Origin of the sequence: Chelatococcus sp. HY11, from assembly GCF_018398335.1 — a bacterium.
Taxonomy (GTDB): Bacteria; Pseudomonadota; Alphaproteobacteria; order Rhizobiales; family Beijerinckiaceae; genus Chelatococcus.
The window spans coordinates 1009535-1025311 of sequence record NZ_JAHBRX010000002.1; the positions used below are offsets into that span (position 1 = coordinate 1009535).

The following is a 15777-nucleotide window of genomic DNA, read 5'->3' on the forward strand; positions in this document are numbered from 1 at the left end:
ACGGCGAAGAAGCATTAGCGAAAGGAAGGAAGCACCAAGGAGGGAGCGTCACTATGCCTGATCGAGCCACCTATAAGCCATATAAGCAGCCTACAGGCGGGTGGGGCTCGGTCCGGTCGCTAGTCAAACATTCCACGCGCCAGGGGGCGGTCTCCAGCGCGGTGGGGCTCCTTCGTGACCACAATAAGACCGGGGGATATATGTGTACGAGCTGCGCATGGGCCAAGCCCGCGGAGCCGCACATCGCCGAGTTTTGCGAGAACGGTGCGAAGGCAACGTTCTGGGACTTGACCTCAAAGCGCACGACGCCGACTTTCTTTTCGACGCATACGGTGTCGCAACTACTCGATTGGACAGATCACGATCTGGAAAATCAGGGGCGGCTCACGCATCCCATGCGGTATGATCACGCGAGTGATAAATACGTCGAGGTCCCGTGGCAAGACGCTTTTTCAGACATCGGCGCGAGGCTGCGGGTTTACGAACCAAGAAACGTTATCTTCTATGCATCCGGGCGCGCTTCTCTCGAAACATCTTTCATGTATCAGCTTCTGGCTCGGCTTTACGGCAACAACAACCTGCCGGACAGCTCCAACATGTGCCACGAGACAACCTCCGTGGCTCTGCCGCAAAGCATCGGAACCCCGGTCGGCACCGTGCTTCTGGAGGATTTCGCCCAGACGGACTGCATCCTCTCCTTCGGCCAAAACGTCGGGACGAATTCGCCGCGTCTGTTGCACACGCTGCAAGAAGTACGTGAGCGCCAAGTACCGATCGTGGTCTTCAACCCCTTGAGGGAGCGCGGCTGGGAGACGTTCGTCAATCCGCAGCGCCCAGGCCAGATGGTGGCGAACAAGCCCACGCTTATTGCCACCCAGTATTATCAGCCCCGCGCTGGAAGCGACATTGCGGTCATGATGGGAATGGCGAAGTTTCTGTTTGCCTGGGATGACGAAGCCCAAACCTCAGGCATGGCCCGGATCCTGGACTCAGAGTTCATCGCGGCACACACGCATGGGTTCGCGGCCTTCGAGGCCGCTGTGCGCGCGTTGAGCTGGGACGAAATTATCGAGGCCTCTGGTCTGACCCGGGACGCACTCCGGGAGGCCGCTGAGACCTATGCGAAGGCCCAATCCGTGATCGCCATCTACGGCATGGGCCTCACTCAGCACAAACTCGGCATCGACTCCGTGCAGATGCTGATTAACCTTCTCCTGATGCGCGGCAATATTGGACGCGCGGGCGCAGGGATCTGTCCCGTCCGCGGACACTCGAATGTTCAGGGCCAGCGTACTGTCGGCATCGCGGAAAAGGTGGAGCTGGTGCCGCTCGACATAATGGCGGAGCGTTACGGTTTTGAGCCTCCGCGCGAAGACGGGATGAACACGGTGGAGGCCTGCGAGGCGATCGTCGCCGGCACTGTCAGGGCCTTCATTGGGCTCGGCGGCAATTTCGTGCGCGCCATTCCCGAGCGCGCCCTCATGGAGGAGAAATGGCGTGGCCTCGATCTGTCGGTGCAGGTGGCGACCAAGCTCAACCGCACCCATCTCATCACGGCGCGCACCTCCTACATATTCCCGACGCTTGTGCGTTCGGAAATAGACGAGCAGGCGACTGGTCCCCAGATCGTGACGATGGAGGATTCGACCACTTGCATCCACGCGTCCCGAGGCATCCATAGGCCGGCGAGCGAGAATCTTCTTTCAGAACCGCGGATCGTGGCTGAGATCGCCAAGGCGGCCCTTCCGCCCACGCCGCAAGTGCCTTGGGACGAGTGGGTCGGCAATTACGCCCTGGTGCGCGACGAGATCGCAGCAGTCTTCCCGGACGATTTCCACGACTTCAATCAAAGGCTCGATTTGCCGGGAGGGTTTCCGCGGCCGATCGGGGCACGCGATCGCCGATGGGATACGAACACTGGGAAAGCGAATTTCAAGCTCCCGAGAGCCCTGCACGCCAGCTTCGACACAGGCGATGATCCCAGCGTGATGAGGTTGATCACCCTGCGCTCGAATGACCAGTTCAACACCACGATCTATGGGCATACCGATCGTTTGCGGGGCATCTACCACTCGCGCATGATCGTCATGATGAATGCAAAGGACAGGGAGCGCTTCGGCATCGCAAAGGATGGCACAGCTCGTCTGATGACCGCTGCTGATGATGGGATCGAACGCAGTGTCGGCGGGCTGCAAGTAATCGACTATGATATCCCTGAGGGTACGATCGCCGCATACTATCCCGAGTGCAACCCCCTTATACCCCTTTGGCAATTCGCCGAGGAGAGCAAGACCCCGGCCGCGAAATCGGTGCCGGTCCGGGTCACACCGGAGTAAGGTCCCGATGGCTGAGGAGAACACATTTCCCCAACCGCCGGAACTGACCGAGACCGTCTTCGCGGCACTCGATGACAAGGCGAAGCTTCCAGGCGCCGCTATGGTAGTGCTTGGCATACTCGCCGGCGTATACATCGGATTCGGCGGCCTCGTCGCCACAGTCGCGCTCGCCGGAGCCAATAGCCTACCTTATGGCGCAGCGCAGCTCATGGCGGGCGTGGCCTTTTCTGTCGGTCTAGCACTTGTCCTCATTGCGGGCGCTGAGCTATTCACCGGCAATACGCTGATGGCTGGGTCGATCGCTACCGGCCGCCTTCCGGTGCGTGTGGTACTGCGCGCCCTTTGCATCGTTTATATTGCGAATTTTCTCGGTTCCATACTGCTTGCCGCCGCTGCTTTTCTCGCAGGATTGCAAGAAGCTGGCGATGGCGCCGTCGGCCGGGCTGCGCTCGAACTGGCTGCGGCGAAGCTCGACAAATCCTTCGCAACGGCTTTCGCCAGCGGCGTCCTTGCCAACATGCTCGTGTGCTTGGCAGTCTGGATGGCCTATGCGGGCAAGTCGGTAACGGACAAGATTGTTGGCCTCGTCATGCCCATAACCGCCTTCGTTGCCGCCGGACTGGAGCATTCCGTGGCCAACATGTATCTCCTGCCCTACGCCTTCTTCGTCCAGGCCGCTGCCGCAGACGTCACGCCATCCGTCGCGTTCACCGGAATCGCGGGAAATCTCGTCCCGGCCACGCTCGGAAATATCCTTGGCGGCTCGCTAGTCGCGGGCGCGTACGGCTATGTCAACGGACGGCCAAAGCACTCCGAGGCAGAATAATGCATAATGATTGTCAAAATGCGCATCGTGGTGGCTGCGTGACAGAGATCGAGACTGGCAGCTAAGGCTTGCGGAGAGACCGGTCCGGAGCGCCAGAATGCCCCGCGTCAGCGGCGCGGAGCGAAATCAGGCAACACGCGTTTGTGGGCGTTGCTACGAGAAGTGAGAAGCGGAGGACATTGATGACGGAGGTGTACTGCGGGCCTGCCGTTACGCCTGAGTCGCTGATTCGCGCATGGAATCTCGATTTCATGGTAATTGTTCTGTCGCTCTCGTTGATTGCCGCCTTTTCCCGGACCGGACAATCTTGGAAAAACTGGCCATTATGGACGGGGGTTTTTCTCATTGTCCTTTTGTTCATGTCGCCTTTGTGTACGCTGACCGTGTCGCTTTTTTCCGCCCGGGCTGCCCATCATGTGGCGCTGATCGGTGTCGTTGCTCCGCTTCTGGCCTTGAGTTTTCCTGAAGGTGGACACACGCGTCGGCACGTGCCGCTGGCGTTGCTCGTCACCCTCCATGCTGGCATTCTTTGGTTGTGGCATGCTCCGGCGGTCTACGATATCGCGATCCGCGGCGCTCTCCCTTACTGGGTTATGCAACTGAGCCTTCTCGGCAGCGCTTTCGTCATGTGGCGCCGCATCCTGGCCCCGGGGATGGAGACGGGCCCCGCAATCCTCGCGCTCCTCGCAACGGTTATTCAGATGGGAATGCTGGGTGCATTGCTGACCTTCGCGCGGGCTCCGCTCTATGAGGCTCATCACGCGACAACGTTCGCCTTCGGCTTGTCGCCACGCGCGGACCAGCAATTGGCAGGCCTCATCATGTGGGTTCCCGCCGCCCTGCCCTACATGCTCGCGGCGATGGTCATGCTCTTCTCCCGCTTCGAGCGGTGGACGCAGGTGCGACGCTGATGATCTGGTTGAAGTCTGTTCATATAGCGGCGATCGCGATCTGGGGGGCGGTGATGATCTGCCTGCCAAGCCTCTATGTTCAGCGTGCTCATGTCGCAAACAAGGCGTCGCTGCACAGATTGCAGGCCATGGTTCGCTTTCTTTACGTCGCCATCGCTTCGCCCAGCGCCTTCATCGCGATCGGCAGCGGTACGGTGCTGATCTTCCTACGTCGGTCATTCGAGCCGTGGTTTTCTCTGAAGCTCGCCTTCGTCGGCGCGCTTGTTGCCCTCCATATCCTCAACGGTCTCGTGATCATTCGCCTTTTTGAGGCCGGCAACGTCTATCCTGTCTGGCGATTCATGGCGGTCACAGTGCTGACGTTGCTTATCGTCGCCGCGATCCTTGTCGCAGTCCTGGCCAAACCCGCAATTCCGGATTTCTTGCCCCATGCCTTGACGGAGCCCGGTGCGCTACGCCGGATTGTCGAGGGCCTCAGTCCTTTTCGGAAATGATGAGCCCGACACCGTGATCGAAGACCAGCTTGCCACCATGCCAACCTGCCAGCCCGGTGAAGATGCTCGCCAGCAGCGACAGCATCAGACCATGCGGCAGCACGGCGGCCTCGTCGGCAAGGCGCAGGCCCCAGTTCATTCCGGCGATCGCTATCAGCATCATGCCGGCGATGGCGTGGGTCCAACTTGCCACGCGGATGCGGATGCCACGCACGAGAAGCAGTTCGGCGGTGCCGATGAGGCCGGCGCCAACACCCGCAATGAAGGCGAGGCCCGCCGACCACAAACCCGCACGCACCCAGAATGGATCAGCGCTCCACCAGTACACAATATCACAGCCCAGCGTCGCGATGACGAAGGCGATAGGGAAATGTACGCTCATCGCGTGAAGCGGATGGCCAGCGACGGCCACGGCGGATTCAACAGGTTCTTTCGCCACTTCCCGGATGACGGGGTTATGGGCGCTGGGATCGGTCTCGCTCATGAACAGCCTCGCATTTCAGGACAAAGCTCGCGGCGCGCGCGCAGGTTCCCACCTTTCGCCAAGCTTGCTCCGCTCATTTGTCTATCCGGCTGTGCCGGTCCGTTTTCCACGCTCGAGCCCGAGGGGCCCGCGGCGCGTGGCGCCGCGACGCTCTGGTGGATCATGCTGGGCTCGGGTGTGGCGATCTTCATGGCCGTTTGGTTCGTTCTCGTCTTGGCGTTGCTGCGGCCAGGCGCCTTGCGGCGTTTCGGGACACGGCGGACCATTCTTTGGGGCGGGCTCATTGTTCCCACGTTCATCCTCACGGCACTGGTGGTGGCCGCCCTGGCGCTGGGCGAGCGACTGCTCGCGCTTCCCCGGGAAGACATGCCGCCACGTATCGAGGTCGTCGCGCGCCAATGGTCGTGGGAGTTCCGCTATCCTGACGGGACGGTGGGCGAAGGCTTGTTGCGTATGCCGGCCGGCCAAGACGTGGATTTCGTGGTAACCAGCGAGGATGTGATCCATTCCTTCTGGATTCCAAGACTCGGCGGCAAGATCGACGCCATTCCCGGCCACAGGAACATAATTCGGCTGCGGGCCGACCGGCCTGGCGTGTTTGGGGGCATTTGCGCGGAATATTGCGGCATCGGTCACGCGATCATGCCCTTCACTGTCGAGGCCTATGAAACTCGGCCAAACACACCGCCGGGATCGGCAGGAAACGGATCATGAAAGACGTGACAGCGCGATCCAATCCGCTTCGGCTGCACCGGGAGCTGGCGGCAATCTGGGACACGCCGCCGGGCTGGGCGCGCCTGTCGGCTGTCAACCACACGGTGCTGGGACGGCGCTTCATCATAGCGGCCTTCGTGTTCTTTGCCATCGGCGGACTGCTCGCGATGCTGATCCGCGTGCAGCTCGCAACCCCGGCGGCAGCTTTCGTGGGGCCGGACCTATACAGGCAATTTTTCACCATGCACGGCACGGTGATGATGTTCCTGTTCGCTATTCCGATGTTCGAGGGATTTGCAATCTACTTGTTGCCGAAGATTCTCGGAGCGCGCGATCTCGCCTTTCCGCGCCTGTCTGCTTATGGGTTCTGGTGCTATATATTCGGTGGCTCGATTCTGATCTGCGCGATGCTGGCAGGCGTGGCCCCCGACAGTGGCTGGTTTATGTATACGCCGCTGTCATCGTCGGTCTACACACCCGGCATCAACGCCGACGTTTGGCTCCTGGGCATCACCTTCGTCGAGATCTCGGCCCTATCGGCGGCAATCGAGATCATCGTCTCGATTTTGAAGTTGCGAGCACCGGGGATGAGCCTCGATCGTATGCCGATCATGGCTTGGTATCTCCTCATCACGGCGCTGATGATGCTGTTCGGGTTCCCACCGCTCATCCTTGGCTCGATCCTGCTCGAACTGGAGCGCGCCTTCGATCTGCCTTTCTTCGATCCCACGCGCGGCGGGGATCCGCTGCTGTGGCAACATCTCTTCTGGCTGTTCGGGCATCCCGAAGTCTACATCATCTTCCTGCCGGCGATGGGTGCGGTGTCGATGATGATTCCAACCTTTGCGCGCCATGAGCTGGTCGGCTACCGCGCCATCGTCGTCGCGGTGGTCGCGGTTGCTTTCTTGTCCTTCGGTCTCTGGGTTCACCACATGTTCACCGTGGGCATCCCGCATCTTGCGCTTGCCTTCTTTTCCGCCGCGAGCGGTCTGGTCGCGATACCAACGGCCGTGCAGATCTTTGCCTGGGTTGCGACGCTGGCGGAGGGGCGCAGGATCCGGCTAGACGTCCCGATGCTTTATCTCGGCGGCTTCCTGGCTATCTTCGTCATCGGCGGGCTTACCGGCGTTATGCTCGCGATGGTGCCATTCAACTGGCAGGCCCATGACACCCATTTCGTCGTCGCTCACCTCCATTATGTGCTGGTCGGCGGCTTCGTCTTTCCGATGATGGCCGCCACCTATTACTGGCTGCCGCATTTCACCGGCCGCATGAGTGACCACAGGCTATCGGTGCCAGCCTTTTGGCTGATCTTTATAGGCTTCAATCTCACCTTCTTTTTGATGCACCTGACAGGCCTCCGCGGTATGCCACGCCGGCTGGATGCCTACCCGCCCGATGTCGGCTGGAACTGGCTTAACCTGCTCTCCTCCGTTGGCGGCTTCATCATGGCGGCGGGCTTCGCGCTGTTCGTGGTCGACCTGATCGTACAGGTCCGATTCGGCACCGGGTTTCGCCGCAATCCCTGGCAGGCGAGAACGGCGGAATGGGCTATGGCTACTCCCCCGCCTTCCTATGCCTTCGCTTCGCTGCCGCAGATCAGCGACCGCGCCGACAGGCTCGATCCCGGTCGCCTCGGCGCCGAACTAGCCGGAGGCAGGGGTTATCTTGGCTCAACGCGCAATGGCTGGATGGAGACGCTGGGTGTCGACCTCGGCTCGGGACGCATCGAATCCGTCATAGTGTTGCCGAGGCAAAGCTACAGGCCGCTGATCAGTGGTCTGCTGACCTGCGGCTTCGTGCTGTGTCTTCTCTTCAAGATCTATATCGCTTCACTGGTTTTCTTCGGCTTATGCATTGCCTCCCTCCTGGCATGGTCCCAGGGCATCGGCATGAGAACCGATGCTTTGGATATCCCGATCGGGAGGGGCAAGGACGCGCCCGTCCATTGGCAAACGGCGCAGCCACCATCCTGGTGGGCCATGATTTTCACCATTGCAGCCGAGGCGACACTGTTTGGATCGCTCCTCTTTGGCGGGCTTTTCCTCTGGCTTGTTGCGCCCAATTGGCCGCCACCCGATGCGGCTTCGATCCAGGCTGCACCTGCGTTCTGGGCCGCGGCCGCGCTGGTCGCGGGCGCCGTCGGCGGGCGATTAGCCGTCCGACGCCTCGGCGCAGCGGCGTCGCCCGCGATGTGGCTTATCTTTGCCCTCTCGGCCGATCTTGTAGCAGCGTTTACCTTCGGTTGGATGGCCTCGCTCATCTCTGACCCGACCCGTCACGCACAGGGGGCCTTTCTTTTTGTCCTGGTCGTCCATTCCGGTCTGCGTGTCAGCCTGAGTGCGGTTTTCGCGGCATTCGGTCTTTGGCGATGGCACGCAGGATATGTTTCGCGCGTCCGTAGTCTCGATCTGAGGATCGGGCGTGCGTGGCACGCCTACGCCGCGATCTCCGGGCTTATCGCGCTGGCGGCCGGCTGGCTGTTCTCAATGCCCATTGAACCAATGGTGCAGGGTCCATGAACGGGCGAGCGCTTCTGATGCTCGGGGCCGGCTTTACCCTATGGGCCGTGGTCTTTGTTGCACTCTACGCCATGTTATCGGTCGGCTGCCGCTTGGGCTGGGATCACGTTGAACTTGCTGGAAGCGTGACGCTGCAGCGCGCGCAGCTCATCGCAATTTTCCTCGTCGGCCTGGTCGCCAGTCTTGCGCTGACGATGGTCGTCAGCGGCCCTGGTCAAGCTTCCACACTGCGTTCCGCCGCCAGATGGTCGACACTCGCTGCGACCGTCGCTCTGCTCTTGGTGTTTGCCCCGGTCTTCGCACTGTCGACATGCTATTGAACGTTCAGCAAGCCGAAGGCTGTGCAGGCGGGCCAGTGCTTCTGCCCAATTCCACGGAGCAATTGCGCGAGCCTGATGATCGAGCTGTCGGCGATACGAGGGAGCACGCCGGCGAGCCACGCTTGTGGATCGATGTCATTGAGCTTGGCGCTCATAATCGGCGTCGCCATGAAGGCGGGATCAGCGCCACGATGGGAGCCGGCAAAAAGCTATGCCCTCCTGCCGAGAGCGAAGCCGCGCAGCGCCCATGCCGCCGGTCGCCGATTTACGATCCGACGCTGCGCCCGATTAGCCGTGACATCGGCAGATGGCTCAGTCCTGCAAGGCGGGCTCTCGTCTCACACACGCCTCTGCCCGTATCCTCCGGCCTGTCTCGACATCGAAGAGGAGGACCGCGTCGGGATCGATCTGCAGACGCACCGCGACGTTTTCGGCAAGCGTGCTGGTGCTCGGCAGAACAACGGCGAGTTCGGCTTCGCCAAGGCGGCAGTACGCGATGCGCGTACCGCCGAGTTCCTCGATGAGGTCAACGGTCGCCGACAAGCCTGGCTGGTCGATAGCCGCGATTCGTAAGGACTCTGGCCTGAAACCCACCTTGACCGCGCTGCCTATCGGCAAGGCGGCAGGCGGGATATCGATCGCCTCAAGGTCGCTCAGGTCCAGCCCAGCCTTGCCCGGCTCGATGATCCGGGCCTTCAAGATGTTCATCGCAGGCGCGCCAAGGAAGCCGGCGACGAATTCGGTGGCGGGATCAGCATAGATATCCGCGGGGCGACCGCTCTGCTCGACACGACCGCCTTTCATCACGACGAGCCGGTCAGCCAGCGTCATCGCCTCGGTCTGGTCGTGGGTGACGAGGATCGACGTCGCGCCGAGCCGCTTGTGCAGGCGGCGCAGCTCGATCCGCATCTGGACGCGCAACTGTGCATCGAGATTGGAGAGCGGCTCGTCGAAAAGGAATACCTTCGGCTCGCGCACGACCGCGCGGCCCATGGCGACGCGCTGGCGCTGGCCGCCGGACAACTGGGCCGGGCGACGGTCGAGATAGTCCTCGAGCCCCAGCATCTTCGCTGCCGACAGCACGCGTTTCGCCCGTTCCGGTTTGCTCACGCCCGCGATCTTCAGGGGATAGCCGATGTTCTGCGCGACCGTCATGTGGGGATAGAGCGCATAGTTCTGGAACATCATGGAACAGCCGCGCTGTGCTGGTTCAATGTCGTTCAGGCGCTTGCCGTCCATCGCGATCTCGCCGGACGTGATGTCCTCGAGCCCCGCGATCATGCGCAGCAGCGTGGATTTTCCACATCCCGACGGGCCGACGATGACAATGAACTCGCGGCTCGCGAAGTCGAGGTTGATGCCGTGCAGCACTTGTTTGCGATCGTAGGACTTGCGGATGTCGCGGATCGAAAGCTGAGCCATGTCACTCCCCTCTCAAGGCTTCGCGCTCAAGCAGGCGGCTGCGCAGTTTATCGGTCGCATTCGGGCTGAGCGCGATCGCGGCGAGATAGGCGGGAATGCCGCCGTGTCTGAGGTCGATGTGGTCCAGCAGCGCCGCCATCGTCTCGCGGCGGCTTGCCAGCAAGGCGTGAAGGTTGCGAAGGTCCTGGCCGCGTTCGGCGGCGCGGCGTTCGTAGTCCGGCATGACGGCCGCCATTTGCAGCGTCGTCAGTTCGTAGTCGTCGAGAATGGCGTCACGGTCGACCTCGGCGATGCTCAGCAGCAGGGCCGCGACGATGCCCGTGCGGTCCTTGCCGGCCGCGCAATGGAAGAGCACCGCGCCGTCCGGCGCGTTGGCGATCGCATCGAGGATCTGCAGCAGCTTCGCGCCGCGATCGTCTATGACGCGAATGTAGAGATCGAGCAGCACATCGCGGCCCTCCTGATATTCGCCATGGGCATCCGGGAGAAGATCCGCCAGCAGATCAACGTTGAGATAGGTGACGCCGGCGTGGGCGGCGAAGGGGCTCGGAGCGGCGATGAGCTCATGCTCATGGCGCAGGTCGACCACTGTCGTGAGACCTTCCGCCAGCAGCGCCGCGATGCCCGCCTGGTCAAGCTTGTGCAGCGAGTCCGCGCGCAGCAGGCGTCGCCAGAGGGTGCTGCTGCCGGTGGCCGTGGAATATCCGCCGAGGTCGCGGATGTTGAATGTGCCCGTGAGCGGGATATGTCGGGAAGGCGAATTGTCCATTACCGCAAACCTGATTTCATGAAGGACTGGATCACCTGGCGCTGCATGAAGACATAGAGCAGCAGCACCGGCGCGCTGGCGGCGGTGGCTGCCGCCATCATCGGCCCCCAGTTCGTGCCCTCGTCGGTGATGAACATCTGCAGGCCGATCTGGATGACGCTGTTGTCCGGCGAGCGGGTGAGCAGCAGCGGCCAGAAATACTCGTTCCAGGTGGAGACGAAGATGAGGATGGCGAGCGATACGATGACGCCGCGCAGGTTCGGGACGACGATCTCCCCGAGCGTGCGGAACGCCCCCGCGCCGTCCATGCGTGCCGCCTCGATCACCTCGTTCGGAAAGGCGCGCATGGCCTGGGTCAGCATCATGACGGCGAGTGCGGCGGCGAAATGCGGCAGGACAAGCGCGGTCAGCGTGTCGAGCAGGCCAAGCCTGACGACCAGCAGATAGTTCGGGATCATCACGACCTGAAGCGGCACCAGCCACGTCAGGGCGATCAGGACGTAGATGATCCGTGCAAACGGGAAGCGCCAGCGTGAGAAAGCATAGGCGGCGAAGAGACCGGTCACCACCTGCAGGATCGTCACCACCGAGGACACGACGAAAGTGTTGATGAGCATCCGCGAGATCGGCAGCGCCTCCAGCGCATAGGCGTAGTGCTCGATCGAAAGCGCCGATGGGAGAAGAGAGGTCTCGAAGATCACGCCTTGCGGGCGCAGCGACGTGACCATCATCCAGTAGATCGGAAACAGGCAGACGATCGACAGCACCGCCAGTACCGCATGGCCGCCGATCGCCTTCGCGGAGAAGCGTCGTGCTCCCGCCGCCCGCGCCATCGGCATCGTGAGCGCATCAGTTGTCATAGAAGGAATACCTTTCCATGAGCCAGAACAGGATCGCGGCGAGAACCGAGAAGCCAGCGAAAAGAATGATTGCGGCCGCTGAACTCCAGCCCACGGAGAGAGACGAAAAGCCGAACTCCCAAAGCAGGTAGTAAATGTTGGTGGTTGTTCCGATGGGGCCGCCGAGCGTCAGCACGTTGATGTAGGTGAAGGTCCACTGCGCGCCCAGAAGAATGGTCATCAGCACCAGCAGGAAAATCGTCGACGACAGGAGCGGGAGCCGGATGTCGCGGATCACCTCCCAGCCGCTGGCGCCGTCCATGCGTGCCGCCTCGATCAGCGATGGGTTGATATTGGCATTGGCTGCCGAGAAGATCAGCGTCGCGAAGCCGATGAGCTTCCAGCCGGTGATAAATATCAGCGTCCAGATCGCATAACGCGGATCGGAGAGGAAGCCGATGCGCTCGAAGCCGAGCCCGACGAGCATCTCGTTGACCAGCCCGTGCTCGGGATCGAGCAGCCAACGGAACACCGCGGCCGCGACCACGGGCGGGATGATCAGCGGCACGAAGATCATGGCGCGGTAGAAGTTGCGCCAGCGCGCCGGCAGGTCATGCGTGTAGATGGCCAGCGCCAGCGGTATGATCACCGATATCGGCAGGAGACCGAGCATGTAGATCGCCGTATTGCCGAGCGCTTGCCGCAGTTGCGGAAGGTTTAGCAGATTTTCGTAGTTCTCCGTGCCGATATAGGTCATCGGCGCCGTCGGCAGCATGTTCCATTCAAAGAAGCTGAGATAAAACGCGCGGCCGAGCGGCCAATACACCCAAAGCACGAAGGTCACGATCGCCGGCAGGATGTAGAGCCATGGCCGTGCGGCGATGAAAATCTTGATGCGTCTGAACGGCATCTCGCTTCCTGAGGGGGGAAGTGTCTCGACAATGGCCATGGCGTCGTCCTTCTGGATGGCAGTCCAGGCCGCCATCCGCTTCTCAGGTGGATCGTCAGTTGGCGGGAATCAGACGCTGCGCCCGGTCCTGCGCCGTCTGAAGCGTCTGTTTGACGTCGCCGTCGCCGAAGACGGCCTGTTCCATCGCGGACATGAAGGTGTTGTGGATCTGCTTGTAGTTCTGGCCGGGATACGAGACCCACGGGCGCAGGCGGGCAAGCTGTTCCAGGTTCGGACGCACCAGCGGATGCTTCTTCGTCCATTCGCCGAGATACTGCGGATCATCCACAATATCGAGGCGCAGCGGAACGTAGCCGATCTCGGACGTGATGATGGTGTAGCCGCGCTTCGACGTCAGGAACTTCATCAGTTCCCATGACGCGCGCTGCTTGACCGGGTCGTCGGAGAAGATCACCAAGCCGCTGCCGGAATTCGTCGGCGCGGTTTCCTTCTCGCCGAAGGCCGGCATACCGACTGCGCGCAGTTCCCACTTGCCGGTCGCGCCCTTCACGAAGGTCGCCTGGCGCACGGCCGTCGTCAGCATCATGCCGAACTTGCCGCTCGCCATGCCGTCGGCGTTCGCGCCGTTGGGCTCGTTGCGATACAGGCCAGACTTCACCAGATCGCGCAGCATGGCGGCGACCTCGACCGCTTCCGGCTCGGCGAACGTCAGGCGCTTGCGGTCCTCCGAGAGGACGCGGCCGCCGTTCGAGTAAATGAGGCTCTGCATCAACCAGTCGTCCGCGCCGCCTGAGGCGCCGACCACGTCCGCGCCGAAGCCACGGAAGCTGGTCTTCTCCTGGATGGTCGTCGCGGCCTGCTTGATCTCGGCCCAGGTCCGCGGCGGCTTGTCCGGATCGAGGCCGGCGGCGCGGAAGATATCCGCGTTGTAGAACAGCATGGGCGTCGAGAAGGTATAGGCCAGCGCGTAGGTCTTATTCCCGATCTTCCCGAGGTCGAGCCCGGCCTTGACCATGCCCGCGAAATGTTCCTCGCGCTCGTTCGCCGGAATGATGTCTTCAAGCGCCTTGGCGTTGAAGTTGCGGGCGATGTAGTCGAGATCCTTGAAGATGATCTGCGCGACATCAGGGCCGCGGCCGGCGACGATATCGGCCTGCGTGCGGCTCGCTATTTCGGGCGACGTGACGCCCACACCCTTCACCTTGATGCTCGGGTGGAGTTGCTCGAACTCCTTGATCATCTTGTTGGTGCCGTCCTGGCCAGAACCGGCCATGGCGAGGTTGTAATTGTAGAAGGTGATCTCGACGGGCTTGTCGACGGTCGCCGGGATGGATTGCGCCATGGCGGTGCTGGCGAGCAGCACGCCGGCAAAGCCGAGCGTGAGCTTGCCGAAGGTTCTGCGGTGCATGTCTTGTCTTCCTCGCGATAGGGACGGGTCAGGCTGCAGTGGTTACGGATGCGGCGTTGGCTGCCGCGAGGCGTTCCGCCGCGACCTCGCGAATGCGGTCGTAGGGCAGGTAGTTGATCTCATGACGGTCGGCCGGCATCGGGCAGAACGACACCGTGAGACCCGACGGGCGCACCGTGCCGACCACAAAGCCGGTGCCGGAGAGCTGGCGAAGGCCGTTGGACAGCGTCAGCGGATCGGTCGCGGCGTGCTGGCCCATGCCGACGACGACCGGAATTCCATGCCAATGACTGACGCGATCGTAGTGGATATGCCCGCAGAGAATGCCGAGCACATTGCTGCGGCCGGCGAGCAGTTTGCGCAAACGCTCGGTGTCGGCGAGCGTCAGCGATTCCCATTCCATGGTGACATCGTCGTCGAGCGCCGGCGCATGGTGGCTGACCAGCAGCTTCGGCAAGTCCGGGTGGGCGTCGAGGCGGGCTTCCAGCCACGCGAGCTGGCCGGCTTCGAACCCGCCGCCGATCCAGTGCGGCACGCTCGAATCCAGGACGATGATATGCACGCCATCGATCACCTGGTCATGGTCATAAGGCTTCAGACCTTGATCGTCGCGGCCGAGAAAGCCGGGGTAGAAGCCCTCGCGATTGTCATGATTGCCAAGGCTGACGAGCAGCGGCGGCGTGACGCCCGAGTCCGCGATGATCTGCTTGAGACGCGCGTAGGAAGTGGCGTCGCCATGGTTGGTCAGGTCGCCGCTGGCGACGATGAACGAAGGAACCGGCTCGAGGCGCTTCAGCTCCTCCAGGATCGCCGCGAGGTTCGCGGATGTATCCGAATGGAGTTTCGTGTCGTTCAGCGACGCGTCCGAGACGTGAATATCCGTCAGATGCACGAAGGTAACTGAACCGGTCATAGAGCCCTCGCCTGATTGGTCGGCGTGCCAGCCATCCATTGCCGCCGGCATGCGCACCGCCAGCGTCTTGCCAGCGCGTGGAAGGGGAGTTAGTGTCAATCAATGACAGTAGGATGAACGTTCACTCTATGACCGTGCAGATCGATACGCGTACTCGCATCCTCCAGGCGGCGTCCATCACCTTCGTGGAGAACGGACTGCAATCCTCGATGGCGACGATAGCCGACAAGGCCCGCGTCGCCATGGGATCGCTCTACCACTTCTTCCCGTCCAAGGAGGGGCTCATCCTTGAGGTGTGCCGCCAGATCGCGGTCACGATGGAGCATGTGGTCGTCGCGAATATCGATCCCGCTCTGCCTTATGAAGAGCGCGTCGAAAGATATGTGCGCGCCTATATCGAGATGATCTGGTCAGACGCGACCTTGGCAGCGCTCTACGACTATCTGACCAATACACCGGCGATCTCGCGCGTCGAAATGCTGGAGATTTTCCGCACCGTCACCGAGCATAGCGTCGCCGTATTCAAGCGTTCGGATGTGGAAGAGGCTGAAGCGCCGCTATCGGCGCAATTGACTGGCTCGTTCATTCGCGGCGCGATCCGCAACACACTCAAACGACATCGGGCGACCCAACAACCTCTGACGGAGGTTCACGTCAATCGCATCGTCGACATGTGCCTGCGTGCTCTTACCGTTTGATACCTTCCGGTGAAGAACGCAACTCGGCATTAATAAATGGCTTAGCCGGGAAAGAGCTCACCGGGGACATGGTCTTCCTTCAGGCGTCGAGCGGGCGACAACTACGGGACGGAAGTGAGATAATATATAAATATTGTGAATGTAAGAATTTCACCTCAATATAAAGCGCTTAAGCCAATTATTATTATCCATGATTGAGCCGCATTCAGCA

At 61.5% G+C, this 15777-nt stretch carries 15 protein-coding genes and 1 pseudogene; 8 read left to right on the forward strand and 8 right to left on the reverse strand.

What is annotated here, in order from left to right; genetic code table 11:
- Positions 1 to 53 precede the first annotated feature (53 nt).
- The 4 genes from KIO74_RS25475 to KIO74_RS25490 all read left to right on the forward strand — a co-directional run bounded on the left by KIO74_RS25475 (position 54) and on the right by KIO74_RS25490 (position 4567).
- Positions 54 to 2336, forward strand: coding sequence for an FdhF/YdeP family oxidoreductase (locus KIO74_RS25475; RefSeq protein ID WP_213337831.1), 2283 nt, complete (start codon positions 54 to 56; stop codon positions 2334 to 2336).
- 7 nt (positions 2337 to 2343) lie between these two features.
- Positions 2344 to 3162, forward strand: a complete 819-nt coding sequence (locus KIO74_RS25480; RefSeq protein WP_213337833.1) for a formate/nitrite transporter family protein — start codon at positions 2344 to 2346, stop codon at positions 3160 to 3162.
- Positions 3163 to 3413: 251 nt separating this feature from the next.
- The gene (locus KIO74_RS25485; protein ID WP_283772209.1) at positions 3414 to 4073 is read left to right on the forward strand and encodes a cytochrome c oxidase assembly protein; all 660 of its coding nucleotides are present in this window, start codon (positions 3414 to 3416) and stop codon (positions 4071 to 4073) included.
- A complete protein-coding gene (locus KIO74_RS25490; protein ID WP_249731474.1) occupies positions 4073 to 4567 on the forward strand; it encodes a CopD family protein in 495 nt (164 codons plus the stop codon). The genes KIO74_RS25485 and KIO74_RS25490 overlap by 1 nt, the downstream gene beginning before the upstream one ends.
- On the opposite strand, the gene KIO74_RS25495 is transcribed toward KIO74_RS25490, so the two are convergent.
- The gene (locus tag KIO74_RS25495; protein ID WP_213337837.1) at positions 4548 to 5051 is read right to left on the reverse strand and encodes a DUF2231 domain-containing protein; all 504 of its coding nucleotides are present in this window, start codon (positions 5049 to 5051) and stop codon (positions 4548 to 4550) included. The two genes, KIO74_RS25490 and KIO74_RS25495, sit on opposite strands and share 20 nt — an antisense overlap.
- Between KIO74_RS25495 and coxB the strand changes: the two genes are divergently transcribed.
- The 3 genes from coxB to KIO74_RS25510 are packed head-to-tail and all read left to right on the forward strand — an operon-like array spanning position 5025 to position 8607.
- Positions 5025 to 5765, forward strand: coding sequence for a cytochrome c oxidase subunit II (gene coxB / locus KIO74_RS25500; RefSeq protein ID WP_213337838.1), 741 nt, complete (start codon positions 5025 to 5027; stop codon positions 5763 to 5765). The genes KIO74_RS25495 and coxB overlap by 27 nt on opposite strands.
- The gene (ctaD, locus tag KIO74_RS25505; protein WP_213337839.1) at positions 5762 to 8287 is read left to right on the forward strand and encodes a cytochrome c oxidase subunit I; all 2526 of its coding nucleotides are present in this window, start codon (positions 5762 to 5764) and stop codon (positions 8285 to 8287) included. The genes coxB and ctaD overlap by 4 nt, the downstream gene beginning before the upstream one ends.
- Positions 8284 to 8607: a hypothetical protein gene (locus KIO74_RS25510; protein ID WP_213337840.1), complete on the forward strand. Its 324-nt coding sequence runs from the start codon at positions 8284 to 8286 to the stop codon at positions 8605 to 8607. The genes ctaD and KIO74_RS25510 overlap by 4 nt, the downstream gene beginning before the upstream one ends.
- A 45-nt stretch (positions 8608 to 8652) precedes the next feature.
- Here KIO74_RS25510 and KIO74_RS25515 read toward each other — a convergent pair.
- The 7 genes and pseudogenes from KIO74_RS25515 to KIO74_RS25545 form a co-directional block, all read right to left on the reverse strand.
- Positions 8653 to 8861: pseudogene (locus KIO74_RS25515) on the reverse strand (transposase domain-containing protein); the annotation flags it as partial.
- 58 nt (positions 8862 to 8919) lie between these two features.
- Positions 8920 to 10029: an ABC transporter ATP-binding protein gene (locus tag KIO74_RS25520; protein ID WP_213337841.1), complete on the reverse strand. Its 1110-nt coding sequence runs from the start codon at positions 10027 to 10029 to the stop codon at positions 8920 to 8922.
- Position 10030: 1 nt separating this feature from the next.
- The gene (locus KIO74_RS25525; RefSeq protein WP_213337843.1) at positions 10031 to 10798 is read right to left on the reverse strand and encodes a tyrosine-protein phosphatase; all 768 of its coding nucleotides are present in this window, start codon (positions 10796 to 10798) and stop codon (positions 10031 to 10033) included.
- Positions 10798 to 11658: a carbohydrate ABC transporter permease gene (locus KIO74_RS25530; protein ID WP_213337844.1), complete on the reverse strand. Its 861-nt coding sequence runs from the start codon at positions 11656 to 11658 to the stop codon at positions 10798 to 10800. The genes KIO74_RS25525 and KIO74_RS25530 overlap by 1 nt, the downstream gene beginning before the upstream one ends.
- A complete protein-coding gene (locus KIO74_RS25535; RefSeq protein ID WP_249731475.1) occupies positions 11648 to 12622 on the reverse strand; it encodes a carbohydrate ABC transporter permease in 975 nt (324 codons plus the stop codon). The genes KIO74_RS25530 and KIO74_RS25535 overlap by 11 nt, the downstream gene beginning before the upstream one ends.
- A gap of 19 nt (positions 12623 to 12641) precedes the next feature.
- Positions 12642 to 13955, reverse strand: a complete 1314-nt coding sequence (locus KIO74_RS25540) for an ABC transporter substrate-binding protein (protein WP_213337845.1) — start codon at positions 13953 to 13955, stop codon at positions 12642 to 12644.
- Between the two features lie 28 nt (positions 13956 to 13983).
- A complete protein-coding gene (locus tag KIO74_RS25545; protein WP_213337846.1) occupies positions 13984 to 14868 on the reverse strand; it encodes a metallophosphoesterase in 885 nt (294 codons plus the stop codon).
- 113 nt (positions 14869 to 14981) lie between these two features.
- On the opposite strand from KIO74_RS25545, the gene KIO74_RS25550 reads away from it, so the two are divergent.
- Positions 14982 to 15566: a TetR/AcrR family transcriptional regulator gene (locus KIO74_RS25550; protein ID WP_213337847.1), complete on the forward strand. Its 585-nt coding sequence runs from the start codon at positions 14982 to 14984 to the stop codon at positions 15564 to 15566.
- Positions 15567 to 15777: the final 211 nt, after the last annotated feature.

What these genes read in the sequence shown, in the direction of transcription:
- KIO74_RS25475 (WP_213337831.1), top strand. Translation starts at nt 54, where the DNA reads ATGCCTGATCGAGCCACCTATAAGCCATATAAGCAGCCTACAGGCGGG.
- KIO74_RS25480 (WP_213337833.1), top strand. Translation starts at nt 2,344, where the DNA reads ATGGCTGAGGAGAACACATTTCCCCAACCGCCGGAACTGACCGAGACC.
- KIO74_RS25485 (WP_283772209.1), top strand. Translation starts at nt 3,414, where the DNA reads ATGGTAATTGTTCTGTCGCTCTCGTTGATTGCCGCCTTTTCCCGGACC.
- KIO74_RS25490 (WP_249731474.1), top strand. Translation starts at nt 4,073, where the DNA reads ATGATCTGGTTGAAGTCTGTTCATATAGCGGCGATCGCGATCTGGGGG.
- coxB (WP_213337838.1), top strand. Translation starts at nt 5,025, where the DNA reads ATGGGCGCTGGGATCGGTCTCGCTCATGAACAGCCTCGCATTTCAGGA.
- KIO74_RS25495 (WP_213337837.1), bottom strand. Translation starts at nt 5,051, where the DNA reads ATGAGCGAGACCGATCCCAGCGCCCATAACCCCGTCATCCGGGAAGTG.
- ctaD (WP_213337839.1), top strand. Translation starts at nt 5,762, where the DNA reads ATGAAAGACGTGACAGCGCGATCCAATCCGCTTCGGCTGCACCGGGAG.
- KIO74_RS25510 (WP_213337840.1), top strand. Translation starts at nt 8,284, where the DNA reads ATGAACGGGCGAGCGCTTCTGATGCTCGGGGCCGGCTTTACCCTATGG.
- KIO74_RS25520 (WP_213337841.1), bottom strand. Translation starts at nt 10,029, where the DNA reads ATGGCTCAGCTTTCGATCCGCGACATCCGCAAGTCCTACGATCGCAAA.
- KIO74_RS25525 (WP_213337843.1), bottom strand. Translation starts at nt 10,798, where the DNA reads ATGGACAATTCGCCTTCCCGACATATCCCGCTCACGGGCACATTCAAC.
- KIO74_RS25530 (WP_213337844.1), bottom strand. Translation starts at nt 11,658, where the DNA reads ATGACAACTGATGCGCTCACGATGCCGATGGCGCGGGCGGCGGGAGCA.
- KIO74_RS25535 (WP_249731475.1), bottom strand. Translation starts at nt 12,622, where the DNA reads ATGGCGGCCTGGACTGCCATCCAGAAGGACGACGCCATGGCCATTGTC.
- KIO74_RS25540 (WP_213337845.1), bottom strand. Translation starts at nt 13,955, where the DNA reads ATGCACCGCAGAACCTTCGGCAAGCTCACGCTCGGCTTTGCCGGCGTG.
- KIO74_RS25545 (WP_213337846.1), bottom strand. Translation starts at nt 14,868, where the DNA reads ATGACCGGTTCAGTTACCTTCGTGCATCTGACGGATATTCACGTCTCG.
- KIO74_RS25550 (WP_213337847.1), top strand. Translation starts at nt 14,982, where the DNA reads ATGAACGTTCACTCTATGACCGTGCAGATCGATACGCGTACTCGCATC.